The sequence below is a fragment of the Sorangium sp. So ce128 genome (genome assembly GCF_051525245.1).
Classification (GTDB): domain Bacteria; phylum Myxococcota_A; class Polyangia; order Polyangiales; family Polyangiaceae; genus Sorangium; species Sorangium cellulosum_B.
The window spans coordinates 12241069-12260797 of record NZ_CP150313.1; the positions used below are offsets into that span (position 1 = coordinate 12241069).

The 19729-nt window shown below is 68.9% G+C and carries 9 protein-coding genes and 1 pseudogene; 3 read left to right on the plus strand and 7 right to left on the minus strand.

The window, feature by feature from the left end:
- Positions 1 to 108 precede the first annotated feature (108 nt).
- Positions 109 to 2556: a protein kinase domain-containing protein gene (locus WME82_RS46390; protein ID WP_438040568.1), complete on the plus strand. Its 2448-nt coding sequence runs from the start codon at positions 109 to 111 to the stop codon at positions 2554 to 2556.
- A gap of 82 nt (positions 2557 to 2638) precedes the next feature.
- On the opposite strand, the gene WME82_RS46395 is transcribed toward WME82_RS46390, so the two are convergent.
- Positions 2639 to 3001, minus strand: a complete 363-nt coding sequence (locus tag WME82_RS46395; RefSeq protein ID WP_438040569.1) for a VOC family protein — start codon at positions 2999 to 3001, stop codon at positions 2639 to 2641.
- A gap of 139 nt (positions 3002 to 3140) precedes the next feature.
- Positions 3141 to 3494 (minus strand): response regulator, encoded by a 354-nt coding sequence (locus tag WME82_RS46400; RefSeq protein ID WP_437742845.1) that lies wholly within the window; start codon positions 3492 to 3494, stop codon positions 3141 to 3143.
- 247 nt (positions 3495 to 3741) lie between these two features.
- Here WME82_RS46400 and WME82_RS46405 point away from each other — a divergent pair, with 247 nt between their 5' ends.
- The gene (locus WME82_RS46405) at positions 3742 to 5667 is read left to right on the plus strand and encodes a fructose-1,6-bisphosphatase (RefSeq protein ID WP_438040570.1); all 1926 of its coding nucleotides are present in this window, start codon (positions 3742 to 3744) and stop codon (positions 5665 to 5667) included.
- Between the two features lie 36 nt (positions 5668 to 5703).
- Here the strand turns inward: WME82_RS46405 and WME82_RS46410 are convergent, their stop codons facing one another.
- Positions 5704 to 6771 (minus strand): hypothetical protein, encoded by a 1068-nt coding sequence (locus WME82_RS46410; protein ID WP_438040571.1) that lies wholly within the window; start codon positions 6769 to 6771, stop codon positions 5704 to 5706.
- A gap of 950 nt (positions 6772 to 7721) precedes the next feature.
- On the opposite strand from WME82_RS46410, the gene WME82_RS46415 reads away from it, so the two are divergent.
- Positions 7722 to 9941: a glycoside hydrolase family 3 protein gene (locus WME82_RS46415; protein ID WP_438040572.1), complete on the plus strand. Its 2220-nt coding sequence runs from the start codon at positions 7722 to 7724 to the stop codon at positions 9939 to 9941.
- On the opposite strand, the gene WME82_RS46420 is transcribed toward WME82_RS46415, so the two are convergent.
- From WME82_RS46420 to WME82_RS46435, 4 genes and pseudogenes are all read right to left on the minus strand, one after another.
- The gene (locus WME82_RS46420; protein WP_438040573.1) at positions 9829 to 10803 is read right to left on the minus strand and encodes a toxin TcdB middle/N-terminal domain-containing protein; all 975 of its coding nucleotides are present in this window, start codon (positions 10801 to 10803) and stop codon (positions 9829 to 9831) included. The genes WME82_RS46415 and WME82_RS46420 overlap by 113 nt on opposite strands.
- 136 nt (positions 10804 to 10939) lie before the next feature.
- A pseudogene (locus WME82_RS46425) lies at positions 10940 to 11569 on the minus strand (hypothetical protein); the annotation flags it as partial.
- A 372-nt stretch (positions 11570 to 11941) separates the two neighbouring features.
- A complete protein-coding gene (locus tag WME82_RS46430; protein ID WP_438040574.1) occupies positions 11942 to 12349 on the minus strand; it encodes a hypothetical protein in 408 nt (135 codons plus the stop codon).
- Positions 12346 to 19551: a SpvB/TcaC N-terminal domain-containing protein gene (locus WME82_RS46435; protein ID WP_438044999.1), complete on the minus strand. Its 7206-nt coding sequence runs from the start codon at positions 19549 to 19551 to the stop codon at positions 12346 to 12348. Before WME82_RS46435 ends, WME82_RS46430 begins: the two co-directional genes overlap by 4 nt.
- Between the last annotated feature and the right edge of the window lie 178 nt (positions 19552 to 19729).

Genomic DNA, 19729 nt, shown 5'->3' on the forward strand with positions numbered 1-19729 from the left:
GCATGGGCTCGTACCGAGGCGCCCGGAGGCGCCTCCCGGCGCCGCGAAGTGATCGGTCTTGGTCGTTGGCTTGGGGGCTTCGCCCCGCTTGGGTATGATCGGCCCCGGATGTTTCCGACGGAGCCCGCTCCCGAGACGATTGGGGCCTACAAGATTCTCCGGCGCCTGTCCGGTTCTGGGCCTACCAGCGTCTATCTCGGGCGACTGGATGGGCCGCTCGGGTTTCGCCGCGTCTGCGTGCTGAAGCTCGTCCCGAATACCGCCGAGGGTGATCCGCGCTTCGCCGACGAGCTCGCCCGCGAGGCGTCGATCTGCGCGACGATGAACCACCCGGCGATCGTGCGGATGTTCGACTTCTTCGAGCACGCCGGCCGGCTCGTGCTCGTGCTCGAGCACGTCGAGGGCGTGAACCTCAATCGGCTGCACCAGCACATCGCGGCGCGGCAGCAGAAGCTCGCCGACGCGGCGGTCTACTACCTGGTCCACTGCATCGCCGGGGCGCTCGCGCACGCGCACGGGTCCGTCGATGAGCACGGCAGCCCCACGCCGATCATCCATCGCAACCTCCACCCGGAGAACATCGTGATCGGGTGGGACGGGCAGGTGCGGCTGACGGGGTTCGGCATCGGCAAGATCCTCGGGCGCACGCCGGATACGATCGCGGGCGTGGTCAAGGGCGCGCCGGGCTACATGGCGCCCGAGCAGGCGCGCGCCGAGCGCGTCACGGTGAAGGCCGATATCTATGGCGTGGGGCTCTTGCTCTGGTCGTTGCTCACGGGGCGGCGGCCGCCCGCGGACGGCACGCGACCGCAGGCGATCGCCACGATCCGGCCGGAGATCCCGCGCCCGATCGTGGCGCTGCTCGACACGGCCCTCGCGCCGGCGCCGGACGATCGGAAGATCACCGTTCACGAGATCGAGCAGGCGCTCGCGAAGGTCGCTCGCCCGGAGAAGGGGAAGGCCGAGCTCGTGACGCGCGTGCAATCGGCGCACGCGACGATCGAGATCGAGGACGCGGATCACGAGGAGGACCGGCGGCCGACGATCCCGGTCAAGGGCAAGGGAGGTCAGACCGCGAGGCCCGCGGCGGACGTGGCGAAGCGGCTCGCGAAGGATCTCTTTGCCAGGGATCAGGCGGCCAGGGACGGCGGCGCCGCGAGGCTGCGGACTCCCGGCGCGCAGGCGAAGACCGCGCCTCCCTCGGCGGGGGCGTCCGAGGCGCTGATCGGGTCGGCTCGGCAGGACGGCAAGGCGTCGATCGGCGCGCCCGAGCCGATCACGATCCCGGTGCCGGCGGCGTCCGAGGTGAGGGGCGACGGCGCGAAGGGCGTCGAGGGACGAAGGCCCGCGCTGCCGGATCGCGAGACGTTCGGCCGCCTGTTCGAGGCGTCGAAGCGCGCGGCGGAGCGCGACGCGGCGGCGGCCGAGGAGGGGCCGCCGGAGGGCGGGCCGCCGACGTTGACCGAGGTCGATCCGATATTCGAGGAGGACGGCACGACGATGCCTGGCACGGGCGCGGAGGCGGCCCGCTTCGTGCCGACCACGTCGGTGATCCCGGAGGCGATCCGCTTCGGTCCGCCGCCGGCCCTCCCGGCGGATCTCGCGCCCGCGTTCCTGGGTGCGCCGCCCAAGCCGCCTTCCGGCTCGCCGGTGACCCCCTCTGGCGTGACCGTGCCGATGGGCGCGTCGGGCCTGACGCCGCCCGGGGTGACGGTGCCGGTGGATGGCTCATCGGGCCTGACGCCGCCCGGGGGCGTGCCGTACCCGAGGCCGAGCGCGGAGGGCCGCGGCGGCTCTCCCGGGGAGTCGTCGCCCCCGGCGGGCGCGTCGTCGCGGCGCCCGCGGCTGCCCGGGCTGCCATGGCAAGCGCCGCGTTCGCTGTCGCCTGTCGGGACGATCGCGGTGTCGGCGATCACGGCGACGGTGGTGGCGGGGCTCTGGATCTACGTGGCGCGGCGCGATCGGCCCGAGCCGGCTGTCGCGGTGGAGCTGGCGCCCGCGATCGTCGAGCCCGTCGCCGCGGCGGCGTCCGCGGCGAGCGAGTCGCCCCCCACGAAGAAGGCTCCAGCAGGGAAGGCGCAGGCGGCGAAGACGCTTTCAGCAAAGGAGGCCGCGGCGGCGAAGGAGGCCGCCGCGAAGGAGGCCGCGGCGGCGAAGGAGGCCGCGGCGAAGGAGGCCGCGGCGGCGAGGGAGGCTGCCGCGAAGGAGGCCGCGGCGGCGAAGGAGGCCGCGGCGAAGGAGGCCGCGGCGGCGAAGGAGGCCGCGAGCCAGGCGCGGCAGGGGGGCAATCCTGCGTCGCTGCCCAAGGATCAGGGCCTGCTCACGGTGGGATTTCCGCAGCCGGGGGGCGTCTACATGACCGGCAAGTACGCGGGGGATGTGAACCAGGCGCTGGCCGTGCGCTGCGGCCGCTTCTTCGTGCGCGTCGGCCGGGCCGGCAAGACGAAGTTCCCCGAGTGGCTCAGCGCGGGTGTGACAGCGCAGGTGCCGTGCCAGGGGGCCACGAGCATCGATATCAAGCCGAGCGCACCGCCGAAGGCGAAGAAGAAGCGGTAGCCCGGGGCTCGGCGCCCAGGCCGCCTCGGCGCGGCGGCCGGAGCCCTCTGCGGCGATGGCGCAACGGCCGCGCGCTGCGCCCCTATTTCATACAGACCGCCTCCAGGTTGTTGCCGTCGGGGTCGTGCAGGAAAGCGGCATAATACGTCGGGCCGTAATCCGCGCGCACGCCGGGCTTGCCGTTGTCGCGGCCGCCGGCCGAAAGCCCCTCCCGGTAGAACCGATCGACCGCGGCATGATCCGCGGCGCGCAGGGCGATGTGCGCGCCGGGGCCCCGGGGGCCGTGGTCCACCTGCAGATAAAGGGCCGGAGCCCCCTCGGGACCGAAGCTCGCATAAGCCTCATCGCGGCCGCACAGCACGTGGCCGAGCGGCCCGAGCGCAGCGGCGTAGAAGCGAACGCTCGCCTCGATGTCCTTCACCTTGACTCCGATGTGATCGTACATGTTGCCTCCTCACGAGGAGGACCCACGAGAGGGCGCCTCCACGCCGGAGACGCTAGTGGGGGGGTGCCCTGGCGCTCTTGGAGAATCTTGCGGTCGGTGCGCGACGCGCCTCCACGACGCTCGGGGCGGCGCGCGCCGCTCAGGCGGAGTCGATCGTCCTCAGCAGGGCGTCGAGCTCGAACGGCTTGCTGAGCACCTCGCGCGCGTGCGCCGGCATCGGCTGCTTGATGTTCGACGCCGCGGTCATGATGACGACGGGGATCTCCTCCAGCGCGGGGACCGCGCAGAGCTCGTCGCACACCTTCCAGCCGTTCATCTTCGGCATCATCAGGTCGAGCAGGATCACTCCGGGCCGCTCGCCGTCGAGGAGCCGCTCGAGCGCCTCTCGCCCGCTGAAGAAAGGCGTCGCCTCATAACCGAGATCGCGCAGCGTCTCGGCCAGGGTCGTCGCCAGATCCACGTCGTCATCGATGATCAGGACAGACTTGCTCATGTAGGAAGAGGACGTTCGCTGGTGAATGTGGGCCGACGTCGAGGCCGCTCGGCGCGGAGATGCTGCCTCGCTGCCACATCATTGCATGGGCTCCATTGCATTTGCTAGTCGGACGCCGCGCGGCCGCAAGGAGAAACGCGGCAGAGCCAGGCACATGTGCTCGTCTTGCGCGCTTGCCCGGTCGCTTCAGCGGGGAGCACGTCGCGCGCGTGCGTCGACCCGCGGCCTTGCTCTATGCTGTGGCGCCATGCTTGACACGCGGGAGTTGCCGCTCCTCCGGGCCCTCGCGGGCCGGTACCCGACGACCGAGGCCGCGCTCTCGGAGATCGGCCACCTGCGGGCGATCCTGTCGCTCCCGAAGGGGACGGTGCACGTGGTCAGCGACGTCCACGGCGAGCACAGGAAGCTGAAGCACATCATCAACAACGCTTCGGGGAGCCTGCGGCCGCTGGTCGAGCGGGTCTTCGGCGACCGGCTCACGGCGGCCGAGAAGCGCGCGCTGCTCTCGGTCGTCTACTACCCTCGCGAGAGGTATGCCCGCGTCGCGTCCCGCAGCGAGGCGGAGCGGCGGGCCTTCCTGCTCTGGACGCTCGCGCGCGAGGTCGAGGTCATCCGCGAGCTGTCGCTGCGCTACACGCTCCGCCAGGTCGAGGCGGCGTTCCCGGAGGACATGCGGGGCCTGCTCCGCGAGCTCGTCTCGGCGCGCGCCGCCCTCGGCGAGGGCGGCTACCTCGACGCGCTCATCGAGCCGTTCGTGCAGCACGGCCGCGAGATCGAGATCTTGCGCGCCACGGCGCGCGCCATCCGGAACCTGACGGTCTTCGAGCTCGTGGTGGCCGGCGATCTCGGCGATCGCGGTCCCCGGCTCGACAAGGTGATCGAGTACCTGATGCGCCAGCCGCGCGTGCGGGTCGCGTGGGGCAACCACGACGTGAGCTGGATGGGCGCGAGCCTCGGCCAGGAGGCGCTCATCGCCACGGTCGTCCGGCTCTCGCTGCGGTACGGGCGCCTGTCGCAGCTGGAAGAGGGCTTTGGCATCTCCGTGGCGCCGCTCGATCGGCTCGCGCGCACGGCCTACGCCGACGATCCGGCGGAGCGCTTCGCGGTCCGGGGCGAGGGGCTGCGCGACGCCCTCCTGATGGCGCGGATGCAGAAGGCCGCGGCCGTCCTCCAGTTCAAGCTGGAGGGGCAGCTCTGCCGGCGCCGCCCGGAGTACGCGCTCGAGCACCGCTGCCTGCTCCATCGCATCGACGCGCGCGCGGGCACGGTCGCGATCGACGGCGAGGTGTTCCCGCTGCTCGACGCGCGCTTCCCGACGCTCGACCCCGGCGATCCGTACGCGCTGACGCCGGACGAGGCGGCGTGCGTCGCCCTTCTGAAGGAGTCTTTCCTGAGGAGCCCGGCGCTGTCCCGCCAGATGCGCTGGATGGTGCAGCAGGGGACGACATGGCTCAGGCGCGACCGGGCGCTCATCTTCCACGGCTGTGTCCCGGTGGACGGCGAGGGCGAGCTCCTTCCTTTCGTGGTGGACGGCGAGGTTCGCCGCGGCAGGGCCCTGTTCGACGCGCTGGAGCGAACGGTGCGCCGGGCCTTCCGGGCGGGCGCGCAGGAGGACGTCGACATGCTCTGGTATCTCTGGACCGGGCCGCTCTCGCCCATGTTCGGCAAGGACCGGATGACGACGTTCGAGTCGTATTTCGTCGCCGACGAGAGGACGCACAGGGAGACGAAGAACCCTTATTTCCACCTGATCCACGACGCCGCGTTCTGCGGCCGGGTGTGCCGCGAGTTCGGTGTGGACGAGGAGCGCGGGCTCATCGTGAACGGGCACGTGCCGGTCCGGGTCGAGCGGGGGGAGTCGCCGATCAAGGCGTCGCGCCGCGCGGTGACGATCGACGGGGCGTTCTCGGAGGCGTACGGCGACAAGGGGTACACGCTCGTGCTCGAGGCGAGCGGGGCGCGGCTCGCGCAGCACCACCATTTCACGTCGGTCGAGCAGGCTGTCGAGGCGGGGGAGGACATCATCCCCGTGATCTCGGACGTGGAGGTCTACGAGGCCGAGCGCCGGGTGGGAGACACCGAGAAGGGGGAGGAGCTCGAGCGGGAGATCGAGATCCTGGAGCGGCTCATCGAGGCGTATCGAGACGGAGCGCTCCTGGAGCAGCCGAGGTGACGTGAGGCGCGGAGGGGGCCGCCGCGTCTCGCCGGCTCACGGGAGCTGGCCGTCTGTGATCCAGCGCTCGATCAGGAGCTCCTCGTCCTCGGTGATGCACTGGGGGTTGCCGTCGTCCTCCGCGGTGCCGGTGCAGCCGCGGCCAGGCGGCATGTGTCCCGCCTTGATGCGCACGAGGATGCACTCGCCCTTCGTGAGCCCTGCGCAGACGGCGTTGGTCGCGCCCAGCTGCGTGGTCTCGTAGTCGGTCATCCTGAGCCCGCCGCGTGGAGGCTCCCGGGTGGTGTGGCAGGACGCGCAGCGCTGCTCGAGGAGCGACTGCACGTCCTCGGCCCAGGAAAGGAGCTCGGCGGGGCCTCCCCCCGCGCCACCCGCGCCACCCGCGCCGGTGTCGTCGCCACCCGCGCCGCCGGCGCCGACTGCGACAGCGGAGGACTCGCCGCCAGCACCACCAGCGCCAACCGCGGCCGTGGAGGACTCGCCGCCCGCGCCGCCGGAGCCGACTGCGACGGTGGAGGACTCGCCGCCCGAGCCGCCGGAGCCGACTGCGACGGTGGAGGACTCGCCGCCCGAGCCGCCGGAGCCGACTGCGACGGAGGTGGTGGCGGCCGTGGAGGACTCGCCGCCCGAGCCGCCGGAGCCAGCAGCGACGGAGGTGGTGGCGGCCGTGGAGGACTCGCCGCCCGAGCCGCCGGAGCCAGCAGCGACGGAGGTGGTGGCGGCCGTGGAGGACTCGCCGCCCGAGCTGCTGGAGCTCGCCGCGACGCTGGTGGTGGCGGCGGTGGAGGGCTCGCCGCCCGCGCCGCCCGCGCCACCCGTGCCAGGAGCGCCGCCGGTGCCGCCCTCGCCGCCGGTGCCAGGAGCGCCGCCGGTGCCGCCCTCGCCGCCGGTGCCGGGAGCGCCGCCGGTGCCGCCCTCGCCGCCGGTGCCGGGAGCGCCGCCGGTGCCGCCCTCGCCGCCCGTGCCGCTGGTGCTGCCGCCGCCAGTTCCTGCGCGGCTGCTGGTGCTGCCGCCGCCGGCCTCACCGCCTGCGCCGCCTGAGCCAAAGCCGACCTCGTCGTCACCGCACGCGGCGAGCGCGAGGAGCAGCGTACCGGTGGTCATGAAAAGACGAATGGAAGTACGCGGGATAGAGACCATGCGCGGAGAATAGGCGCGTACAGTATCGCGGGTAAATGCTGCCGCACAGACGACACGATTCTATCATTGCTCCCTTGACGGAATATGCTTCCGCTGAATCGCGACGGTGGACGCTCCGGCTCGCCCGCCGGCCCGCGCTGCAGTGAGGCCACGGCTCTGCCCGCTGGCCCCGTCGGCCGCGTCGATCGTGACGCGCCGGCTGGAGTCCTCATTGCCGGTGTACGACCGCGCGAGGGGGGCTCGACGATCTGGAGCTCGCGCGCGGCGTGGTGTCGCGGCTGCATCGTAATCCCCGAGGTGCCACGGCTCATGATAGCTGTTCATCGTCCTTTTCATGATGAAGCGTTGAGCGCCAGCTCCCTCGACACCGACGGAATGCAGGTAATGTCAACTGCTCTGAGCGTCTCTCGTCATCGCGCGGATGCCAGCGCTCCTCCTTGTCTTCCTCGCGCGGTCTCTCGATCCTCGGATCGGAGATGACGTGCTCGACCCCGGTGAGCCCGCATCCATCGATGAGCCCGTCGCGTGCTCGCTCGTGCACGGGTTGTCGCGTTATGCCACGGGTGGATTACCGCGCCGCGCCATCGGGTTTGTATATTGCGGCCCGACTCGGACTATGGTTAACCGGTGGCGTCCCAGGACGCACCGTGTCATCCGGCGCGCCACGAGGCACGCGGGAGGCCAGGCTCGGGCTCATGGCGACGGCGCGGCGGTGACGCTCGCGCGATCACGCGCTCGCGCGGGCGAACCCTCGGTCGCGGCGTGAGGGGGGCTTGCGTGCGGGGGGAGTCATGGATTAGAACGTTCCCTCTCTGTCTTATATTTCTTACACGTCCCGATCGACGCTTTGCTCGACTGTCACGGTTCACCTTAAAGCCCATCCTTCATCTCATCGACAAGAGAGGGGAGCACTCATGCGCCTCACACGGTATGCAACATGGATCATGGCGGCGGCTGTCGTTCTCGCGCCGGCCGCCTGCGGTGACGACACGTCCGACAACGCGACCGGCTCCGGGGCCAGCTCCGGCGCTGGTGCTGGCTCCGGAAGCGGCTCCGGCGCTGGCGCCGGCTCCGGCGCTGGCGCTGGCTCCGGAAGCGGCTCTGGCGCTGGCGCTGGCTCCTCCGGCAGCGGCTCCGGGACCGGAGGCGGCGGCACCGGCGGCAGCGACAGCACCGGCGGCGGCGGCAGCGGCGCCGGGGACAGCGTCGGCCTCTTGCCGTGCGACAATGGCTGGCCCGAGGTGCGGAGCGCGATCGCGCAGGATCCGGCGATCGAGGCGGCCATCACCGAGCTGCTCGGCAAGATGAAGGTGGAGGAGAAGGTCGGCCAGATGGTGCAGGCCGAGATCCAGAAGATCACGCCGGCCGAGGTGAAGCAGTACAACATCGGCTCCGTGCTGAACGGCGGCGGCTCCTGGCCGGGGAAGAACAAGAACGCGACGGCGGCGGACTGGGTGAAGCTCGCCGACGACTTCTACAACGCCTCGGTGGACACCAGCGGTGGCCGCGTGGCCATCCCGATCATCTGGGGCATCGACGCGGTGCACGGGAACAACAACGTCCGCGGCGCCACGCTCTTCCCGCACAACATCGGCCTCGGCGCGGCCCACGACCCCGAGCTGCTCGAGCGCATCGGCGCCGCGACGGCCAAGGAGGTCCTCGCGACCGGGCTCGACTGGACCTTCGCGCCGACGCTCGCGACCGTGCGCGACGACCGCTGGGGCCGCACGTACGAGGGCTACTCCGAGGATCCCGAGATCGTGAACGCCTATGCGGGCCGGGTCGTGCAAGGCATCCAGGGCGCCGCGAACAGCCCTGATCTCCTCGGCGCGACGCGCGTCATCGCGACGGCCAAACACTTCATCGGTGACGGCGGCACGGACAAGGGCGATGACCAGGGGAACAACCTCGCCTCCGACACCGAGCTGTGCACGATCCACGCGCAGGGCTACCTGTCTGCCATCCCGGCGGGCGCGCAGACGGTCATGGCGTCGTACAACAGCATCCGCGGCCAGAAGATGCACGGGAAGGGCGATCTGCTCACCGGGGTGCTGAAGGACAAGCTCCACTTCGACGGGTTCGTCATCGGCGACTGGAACGGTCATGGGCAGGTGTCGGGCTGCACCAACTCCTCGTGCGCCGCCTCGATCAACGCCGGTGTGGACATGATCATGGTCCCGGACGACTGGAAGGCGTTCTACGAGAACACCCTCAGCCAGGTGAAGGGGGGCCAGATCTCGATGGCGCGGGTCGACGACGCCGTGACGCGGATCTTGCGGGTCAAGATGCGGGCGGGGCTCCTCGGCCCGAAGAAGACCAAGCAGGCGCCGTCGAAGCGGATGTTCGCGGGCGATCAATCGGTGCTCGGGCAAGCGGAGCACCGGGCCCTCGCGCGCGAGGCGGTCCGGAAATCTCTTGTCCTCCTCAAGAACGCCGGCGGGGTCCTGCCCCTCGCCGCGTCGGCGAAGGTGCTCGTCGCGGGCAAGTCCGCGGACAGCATCCCGAACCAGGCTGGCGGCTGGTCGCGGACGTGGCAGGGCACCGACGTGACGAACGCCGATTTCCCCGGCGCGACGTCGATCCTCAAGGGGATCCAGGACCTGGTGTCGGCCGGCGGCGGCCAGGCGACGCTGAGCGCCAACGGCTCCGCCGCCAGTTCGGGGAGCTTCGACGCGGCGATCGTGGTGATCGGCGAGACGCCTTATGCCGAGATGTACGGGGACATCCAGCTCGCGACGGACGACACCCCGCACGCGAAGACGCTGGAGCACGCGGTCTTCCACCCCGAGGATCTGCAGGTCCTCCAGGCGATCCGCACGGCCAAGCCGGATCTGCCGATCGTGACGGTCTTTCTGTCGGGCCGTCCGCTCTATGTCAACAAGGAGCTGAACCGCTCGGACGCCTTCGTGGCCGCGTGGCTCCCGGGCTCCGAGGGCGGCGGCGTGGCCGACGTGCTGTTCGGCAAGCAGCAGTTCCAGGGCAAGCTCTCGTTCTCCTGGCCTGCGACCGATTGCCAGCGCGTCAACCGCGGTGAAGACGGCGCGCTGTTCCCGTACGGCTTCGGCCTGACGACGGACAACAAGGATACGCCTGCGGCGCTCCCGGAGGCGTCCACCGCCAGCGGCTGCAACTGAATCCATCCTCCGCGCCGCTGCCGCTCTCGTGAGCGGCGGCGGCATTCGTGAGATTGGCCGAGGACCCAGCCCGCCGCGCAGCGGGCCGGGTCTCCCGCGTCAGCGCGTCAGCGCGCCGCCGCCTCGCGCGGTCGTGAGCACCACCTTGCCCGTGGTCGCGCGGGGCGCGACCGCCTTCATGGCCGCCTTCGCCTCCGCCATCGGCGGCGCAGCGGAGACGAGCGGCTTGATCGCGCCCTGGCCGTAAAGCGCGTAGAGCTCGTCTTGCGCCCTGGTGGCGCGAGATCGCGTCGAAGACCTCGACGCGCTCGATGACGTAGACCACGAACGGCAACCTCGTCACCCACGGGCGGCCAGCTGCCCGGTCGGCCAGGTAGAACTTCGTCGACGGCGCATACGTCGCCGTCGTTGTCCTTCCGAGGTTGGTCGAGATTGAGGTCAAGAGGTGCGGCTTCTTGCTCCCGAGCAGATCGATGTAGCGCACCGCGGGGCGCGCCCCGGGGAGCGAGGAGGCCCACACGAGGCACCCGGTCCCGGAGCCGAGCAGATCGATCACATCGACCAACGCCAGATCGCTCACGTCCGGCAGCTGCGGCAAGATCACCGGCGCAGCCAGCGTGTTGGCGGCGTTGTTCGCATAGAAGCGCACGCCGTCCGGGTGCACGTAGACGATATCGGTCGCCCCCGAGCCGTCCACGTCGGCGAGCCGGATGCGCTTCGGGTTGAAGCGGCCCTCGTGATCGAAGCGCATGCTGCCGCTCATCTGCACCTTGGCGCCGAAGCGGCAATGGCCGAGGTTGGGCCAGTAACACACGTTGCCGTTCCGGATCCGCACGAGGTCCACCAGCCCGTCGCCGCTCATGTCGGCCAGGAAGATGCTCTGCGCCGCTTCGGCGAAGACGAGCGACGGCCCGCGCTCCTCGCCGCTGCACTCTTAGCGACGGCCACCTCGCCGCGTAGGCGCGCCCCTCTGCTACACGCTCGTGACTACACCACATTTATCTCCTCTTCAGCAGGCGTCGCCCCTCATGACGAAGCTTCTGCGTGGGACCAGAATCGGCGAGCGCTGCAAGCGCTCGTGCTACCTTCGGCGAGCGATCGATGAGTTTAGCCCAATCCAGCGCAAGAGAGGCCCAGCGCAGGGACTCGCTCGCAAGACCCGTAGCGACCACATCTTCGAACGGAAATAATTCTATGAACTCCTCCGGTATTCCTTTCGTTCGCAGCCCTTCCAGAAGACGTTGACGCGCCTCCACCGGCGTAACCTCCAGGATTGGTAACAGAAATACGCATTCATGCCCCAGCGGGAACTCGCTCGCGGATCTCTCCCCTATTATGACCCACCAGCCATCCGAAGAGATGCCCAAATCGAGTCGTGCGGTCTCGAGCGATGCGACGGGAGTCAACCGTATCACGGGTCCATTGTTCGGCCCATGCAGAACTCTCCAAGGGATCGACAACTCGGCCAGACTTGCCACGAGCTGACGGTGCCGTTCCGTATCCATCAATTCTCCTACGGTGTGCGTGTGGCTTTCCACGGTGTGTGTGACTTGAGCCCCATGCTTGCTCATGAAGTCGACGAACTGTTGCCGAATCTCGGGGTTCTGGCGCCACCCCTCCCCGTAATGTCCGCTCCACTCATCTGTGACCTTCCGAGCTACCCGGCTCTGCCCGGCTCCCGGAGCGAGTGCTCGCGCCTGCGCCGAACATGGTCGAGTCCCCGCGACTCGAACCGCTCGGCTGCCACCTCAGCGATCCCTCTATAGCCTCAGCAAAATGGCTATCGCTTGACAATCCCGACCCAACTGACGTTGGTGTCTTCGCCTGCTTCATGGACATGGTACAGACGCTTTACTCGACGTCGGCCATCGGTCCGCGGCGTCGAGTTAAGCGGCCGCTGGCGTGGGCTCCCGCAACATCCGGTGCCTCGGGACAGGCAGTCGGTGAGACAATCACATGGACTCAGCCCTTGTGGGCGTCGATGCCGATTTTCACCGCTGTCACTGGCTGCAATCCGCGCCAGCTCCTGGATCGAACGTGGCGACTATTCTCTGCAGATTCACAACAACCTGAGTCCTGGAATGAAGACGTTCACACAACCTCTCCGCAACGAACACAACAACACTCTCATACATCCGATCGTAACTGGAGAGGCGCATCCCAGAGTCGAACGCCACCAATTTCAATTGGTACATATACTCAGAAAACTTAATTCCACAATCATCGTCCAGGCCGTGATCTCCAAACAACACAACCTCAGTATCAAGGAGCCTGCCACGGTAGAGAACCCCAACATCGATCTCTTCTTTCACGAGAGAGCAGCCGAGAATCTCGGTGAGAGCGCTGAGGAGCACCCCTTCATCGCCGCAAAAATCAACGAACACACTCATCGGCCTGGGCATGGTCACCTCGGAGTCCATCTGAAGAAATACCCATCACCAATCATCGTGAGACCGTCAAGCCTGCCCCGTGAGATACCCAGGGCTTTCGCTGCGCCCTTCTCTGCCGCTTCCTTGGTGAGTCCGGTACCACGTGCATCTATGATAATCTCACGTGCCTGACCCCCGCCGCGAATGGAGTCATTCACGACGTTCTTCACAGTACCCGGGACTGCCCCTGGGTCCAGCGTCTTGAACTCGTGCATGAGGCCATCAACGTACGCGTCACCCTGCCGTCCTGCGCCGGGAACACCCTCCTGCGGGTTCTTGCGTACTTTTCTGCCGAAGGCCTCGAGATACTCCGCAATAGCTCTTTCCCCATCATCGGTGAAGCTGGCCGCTCCTCCTTTCGCGGTCGCGGTACCTCCCGTGCTTTGGAGCATCGAGCTGCTCGCCACATCGTCCAGAGAGGCTCCGACTGGCGCCAGCTTTGGTCCGAGCGCTGAAACAGCGCTTGTTACCTCTGTTCGAATCGCCTGACCAAGCTCCGACCCCACCCTGCTCGCGGGCCCTGAGGTCGCGGTGGACAGGAGACCGCCGACCACCTCACCAGCGGCCTGATAGTCTTTTGCAGTCCCGGCGCCATGTACTAGCCGATCGACGCTCGCCGTGATCTCATCCCAGTGAGAGATGACACCATGAATGGCAAACGGCAAGAGAACAACGCCAACGGTGGCCGCCGCGACGCCCACGCTCACGCCCGCGAGGCCTGCGCCTACGCCGATCGCTGCATTCACGAGAATGCCGGATGCCAAGCCCTCTGCAGCACCCTTTGCAAAGGCCCCAACTGCCTCGGCCGTGGTTGCGGCTGGAGCCGTGGTTGCGACGGGAGAAGACGTGCTGGTCAGCGGAGGCGGATTGGCCTTGCGAGGAGGCTTGCGGGACGCCACCGGTACGGGTGCAGGCTCGGGTTTCACTGGCTCAGCAGCTCCCGGCTCCTCGAACCTGATGGGCGCGTCGGAAACCAGAACGGTCTGTCCGCCCGCAGATGGATGCTTGAACTGAACGACACCGCTAGGTGCGTCACTTCGCAACGGATCCTCTGCGTTCGTTCCCCGAGGATCGACTAGCCGAACCGGATCCCCCCGCACATAGGCGTACAAACTCGGCCCATCCGCGAACCCCGCCGGATCCGCGCTCGTCCACCTCCCCAGCCACGGCGCGTAGTACCGCGCCCCTTGATAGTACAGCCCCGTCTCCTCGTCCTTCTCCTTCCCCGTGTACCGGTACCGCTTCCGGCTCACCTCCGCGGCGCTACTAGCCGACCAGTACGCCGTCGTCCCGTAGGGGTGGTACTCCTCGTATCCGATCACGAGCCCTGCCCCGTCGACCTCCAGCGAGGCCGACCCGAGGTGGTTGTCGAGCTGGTAGCGGACCCGCGGCGTCACCGTGAACGGCCCCGAGGTGTCCACCGTCTTCGTCTCCACCATCGCCACCCGCCGCGCGCCATCCATCACGTGCAGTGTCTGCCGCTCCAGCACCAGCCCCGAGCTGTTGCGCCTCCGGTACACCTCGTAGCCGCCGAGGTAGATGCGCTCCTCCACCAGCCCGCTGTGCTCCCACACCTTGCGCACGCGCTGCCCCGTCGCGCTGTAGGTGTAGTAAACCACCCCGCCGCCGTCGAGGTCCGTGCTCCGCACCTGGTCGTTCTCGTCCCAGGTCAGCGCCGTGATGTGCGGCATCGACGTCATGTTGCCGTGCGCGTCATGCGCATAGGTGCGGAACGGCCCGTTCTCCGGGTCCCCGGTCGTGCTCGTCAGCCGGTTGTTCGCTGTCTCCTCGTACGCATACCACCGCGTCCAGCTTCCCGTGCCCGCCTGGTGCACCATCCTCCGCAAGTTGCCCACCGCATCGTAGACATACTGCTCCGTATAGTTCCTCAGCGCCTGCGCGTCGTTCGCGTGCGGCAGCGACTGGATCGGCAGGTCGTTCTGGTCACGCGGCGCATCCGACAGCCCGCCCGCATGCTCCCGACCCGTCGCCTCGATCAGCCGGTAGACCGCGTCGTACACGTACTGCGCGCTCGGTGATACCACCGCGTTGTTGAAGAACACCGTCTGCTGCGCGCTGTCCCCGATCTCCACGATGTTCCCGACCGGGTCGTACACATACGTGAGGTTCTGCAGCACCGCGCTGTCCGAGCTCCGCGTCGTCTTCAGGCGCGCAAGCCGAAACGTCAGCGGGTCATACGTGTACGCCGTGAATGTGCCGTTGCCGTACTCGATCCGCTCGCGCTGCCCCTTCGCGTCGTAATCGATGTTGTCGACGAACGTCGTCCACACACCTCGAACCCGCGCCTCGACCCGCTCTAGCAGCCCCGCCTCGTTGTACGTCGGCTTGACCTCGCTCGCGTCCGGCGCCGTCACGCTCGTCGGCCGGTTCAGCGCGTCGTACACCGTCTGCGTCCCGAAGCTCTCGGTCTCCAGCAGCGGGTCAGCCGCCGTCGCGATGGCAGCCACATCCGTCAGCGCCGACAGCACCGACCAATCGTCCTCCGCGTGCACGTCGCCACGCAGCCGGCGCGACGCCTGCAGCATGTTCCCCTTGAAGTCGTACGCCTGGCTCGTCACCACGCCCGCGCCATCATACACCTGGTACAGCCTGCCGCGCAGGTTCAGCGCCGTCGCCTGCGGATGCGCTTCGCCGTAGACGTAACGGCGCGCCAGCCGCTCGCTGCCCGAGCCCAGCTGCACCTGCTCGTGCGTCGGCCGGCGCAGCCCATCGTACGACGAGCGGTAGACGAACCCTCGCCCGTTCCAGGCCCGCAGCCGCTGTCCGGTCGCGCCCGCCAGCATCCACCGCTCGCCGCTGTCGTTGCTCTTCTGATAGAGCAGCTGCCCACGTAGCCCGAAGCGATGCTGCATCGCCAGGTTGTCGCGCGCGTCGGTGATCGAGAGCGGCTGCCCCTCGATATCGAGCGTGGTCTGCGTGACATACGGCCCCTCAGCACCGTTGTCCGCCACGGCGCGGAACACCCGCCCCAGCGCGTCCAGGTGGCTCACCGCCGGGGTACCGGCGTGCGCGGCCGCCAGGTTGGCCGCGCGGCGCTCCGGGTCGCCCGCCGGCAAGGCCTGGCGCCCCGTGTACCACGCGCTCTCCAGCACCGTGTCATTCGGATCGTGCGACGTCTGCTTCCAGGCGTCGAACACCACCCGGGAGAACGTGCCGTTCGGCAGGTCGGTCCGGATGAGCCGGCCGAGCGGATCGTACCGCAGGATCGGCGTGACCCCCGACTCCACGAGCTCCGTTTCGTCCTCGTATTCGTTCGTCGCGCTGAAGAACGGCTCGTACTGCTTGACCGGATTGCCCTTGTTGTCCAGCACCGTGCGCCCGGTGCCGACCCAGCGCGACGTCGTGTGCGAAAAGACCAGGTCGCCCTGCGCGTCATGCACCAGCACGCCGTTCGCGTCGCGCTCGGGCGCGAGCCCCGGCTCCGCCTTCACCTTGCGCAGCACCTCGTTGCCCGAGCCGTCGGAGTAGCTGTACGTGACCAGCCAGCGCGTGTTGCTCGCGCCGTGCTGCTCGCGGGCGCGGGCGCGCACCACGCTCGGCTTGCCGGTGAGCCGGAATCGCTCCAGATCGTACGCGAACGTCGCCGTCGGGTCGGCGGGCGTGTCGCCCTCGCCGGCCCCCGGCTTGCCCATCACCGCCAGCAGCGTGACCCTCCCCAGCGCGTCGAAGCGCACCTCGCTCACATTGCCGTTCGCGTCCGTCAGCTTCAATGGGGCGAGCACACGGTAGTCGGGGACGGCTTCCACGACATTGCTCAGCGGATCCGTCACCGCCGTCACGAGCAGGCAATACGGGTCGTAGGCGACCTGCGACGCATTGCCGAACGGATCGACGAACGTCGTCGGCAAGTAGAAGTGGGCCGCCGAAGGCACCGCCCGCCCCGAGGACACCCAGTAGTCCGGATCGTCCGGGAGCTGGACATAACCCCCCTCCGCGAGCATGCCGCTCGTGACGCGGGTCCCGAACACGGACGTGATCAGCGAAGGCGTGAGGACCTTGGCGAAGCTCTCGTAAACGAGCGCCCTGCCCCCGACCTCGCCGAACGGCAGCGGCCCCGTGAGATCGTCGCTCCAGTACGTCATGCGCATGTGCTGCAACAGGCGCTTCTGGAAGCCCCCGCTCGGCGTCCCGTCGTACGCGAGCGTCGGCACGTCCTCCGCCGCGGCCGCCGCGTCGAAGACTGCCTGGAACCCGAGCACCCCCTCCGAGCCGAGCGGCAGGCCGTGCAGCTCGTAGGTTCGCGTCTCGGTCGGGACCCCGATCCGATAAGCACCCTCCTCGTCCGGGACCAGGTGTTTCACCGTGTTCTCCGTCAGCGTCGCCTTCCCCTGCTCCTGCTCGGGGAACTCCGCCCACGCCGCCCGCCGGCGATACCCGATCTGCGCCGCCTGCATGACCACGCCGTAATCGTCGACCTTCAGCGTGAGCGCGTGCGTCACCCGCGGATCGCTCTCGCTGCGCTCGTAATGGTACTCGATCGCCTCGCGCGGATGAGCCAAGAACACCGCGTGCGCATTGCCCACCGCGGGCTGGAGGCGCCGCATCGCGTAGCTGTGCTCCTTGACGACGTACGGACGCGGCTCCTCCGCCGACCCGTCGAGCGCATAGATCTCCTGGCGGAGGGGCCGCCCCTTGAGCGCCCGGCACGCCTCGCGCATCTCGACGGCGCCGAGATCCTCGCGAAGCAGCGTGTCCGCCAGGCGGACCGCCGCCGCGTCACCGGCGTAATATTCGCTCTCGTACTGCGCCGAGATCTTCGCCCCCTCGATCCAGGCGCCGGTATGGAACCACGTCTTCGTGAGCACCGGCGGCAGGTGCAGCTCGGGATCGGCGTTGGCCGCGGGCGGCGCGAAGCCAGCCCCGCTGAACGCCGAGAACGACTCGGTGTCCCGCTGCTCCACCATGCCGAAGCCGCGCATCTCCCGCTCTACCCCGTCGTAGTCGCCGTGGTGGTATGCATACGTGGTGACGAAGCGGTGGCGCGAGATCGCGTCGAAGACCTCGACGCGCTCGATGACATGGACCACGAACGGCAACCTCGTCACCCACGGGCGGCTGGCCGCCCGGTCGGCCAGGTAGAACTTCGTCGACGGAGCGTAGGTCACCGTCGTGGTCCTTCCGAGGTTGTTCTTCACCGAGGTCAAGAGATACGGCTTCTTGCTGCCGAGCAGATCAATGTACCGCAGCGGCGCCCTCGCGGAGCCTGGCAGCAGGCTCCACCCCACGACGCACCCCGTCCCGGTACCGAGCAGATCGAGCGCGACGACCGATGAGGCCTCGTCAGCATCCACGAGCGCCGGGACCTGAGCCGGGGCCGCCAGGGCATTGCCCGCCTCGTTCCCGTAGATGCGCACCCCTTCGCGGTGCAGGTACAGGATATCGACTGTCCCCGACCCGTCGACGTCCGCGAGCCGGATCCGGCGCGGGTCGAACTGGTCGGGATGGTCGAACCAGGGCGCCCTCGCCATCTCCACCTTCGCCCCGAACCGGCCATACCCGAGGTTCGGCCAGTAGCAGACGCTGCCGTTGCGGACGCGGACGAGATCGGTGAGCCCATCGCCGCTCATATCGGCGAGGAACATCGTCTGCCTGCGGTCGGCGAAGACCAGCGCCGGTCCCTTCTCCCCGTCGCGCGGGGCCTGCAGCGTGATGGGCTTGTCGAAACCACCCTTCGCCAGCGATGGGTACCAGACCAGCACCTCGCCGCGCGCGAGGAGGATATCCTCGTGCCCGTCGCCGTTCAGGTCGATGAGCTGCAGATCGGGATCTGCCCAGTCGAGCACCGGCTGCGCGGCGAACGGCCGGAACGGGGCCCATGTGCCCCCCTCGGTGCGGTCGAAATAGCCCGCCACCGGCCGCTCGAAGAAGACCATCTCCTTCTGGCCGTCGCCGTCGAGGTCCATCACTTGCAGACCGCCGCGGCTCAGCGATGGCCGGGTCGGCAAGGGAAGCGCTGGTCCGAGCGAACCGCCGCCCAGGTTGCGCTTGTAGAGCAGCGCCTCGTCCCGGCGCACGAGCAGCCCGGGAAGCGCCTCGCCGTCGAGGTCGACCCACTGGTGCGCGCCCTCCAGCGCACCGGCGATGTCCGCCGCGCTGCCCCTGTCCAGCTCCTTGATCTCGGTATGGAGCTCCGGCAGCGAGTAACCGAGATCGAGCGGCGGATACGACGACCTCGTGTACGTGAGCGTCTCTGCGTTGCGGAGGTACCCCGCGTGCGTCACCGACGCGAGGCGGGTGAGCACCGGGCTGTCCTCGTACGCGAAATCCGTCGATCTCACCAGGCAAGGCGCGGGCCCGAGCTCGGCCATGTCGTGGAACATCAGCACGCGCCGGCACAGCCGGTAGGTGCGAATCTCGAAGCCGGCGCAGTAGGTTGAGAACGCGTCCTGCCTGCAAGGCCAGGCGTTCACCTCCTCGACGGCCGGCGCCGCCGTGTCGTGCTCGCCGTAGTCGAAGACCACCTCGAAGAGCATCGACGAAGCGTCTCCCGGGGCCACGTTTCCGTAGCGGATCCGTTTGAGGTAGCGGTTCACGATCGCCGACAGCCCCGCGTGCCGGTGCGCCTCGTGCGGCTCGGCGCGCGTCACGCCTGCGAGATCCTCGGCCTTGTACTCGTACGCGATCACGTTGCCCCGGTCGTCGCGCGTCTCCTCCAGGAGCCACGAGAAGACGCGCTGCGGCGCGTTCGGATCGGCGATCCGCGCGCCCTCCGAGCGCCCGAAGATGCTCGTGAGGTTGTCGCGGGTCGTCACCCTCCAGTACATCGCGCCGGTGGTCCGGTGGCGGCGCCGCTCGATGCGCGCGAACTCCCCTTCGATGCGCGGCCGGTAACGTTCCACGACCTCGTCACCGTCGTCAGAACGTTGGAGCGAGCCGTCCTCGCGCAGCGCCGGCACCAGGTCCTCGGCACCGGAGAGCACGAACACGTCCGACTCGTACGCATCCTCGTAGCGCGGCAGCCCTTTCTCGGTCTTGCGGGTGATCTGCGGCACGGACAGCCGCCACCCGACGCCGAAGGGGCCGTTACCAGCGCTCGAGTCGTACTCGAGCGACAGCTCCGGATGGAACCCGGCGCGGCCAGGGCTCGTGGCGATCGGCACCTGGACCGTGCCGGTGCCCGTCGCGGCACTGACCGAGAATTTCTCGCCGATGCCCCGGATCGCGCCGCCGCCCTTCGGGAGTGTTGACGCTCAGGCTGGCTGATGGTCCGCCGAGCAAGCTGCTTGATGGCCATCGCGGGCGTGCACGGTTGCGGTCAAGGAGAGCGATGGCCATCGCTCGGACGCGCGCCGCAGGGCAGCTCGCAATGGCCATCATGGTTGGTGGCCGTCGGCGCCG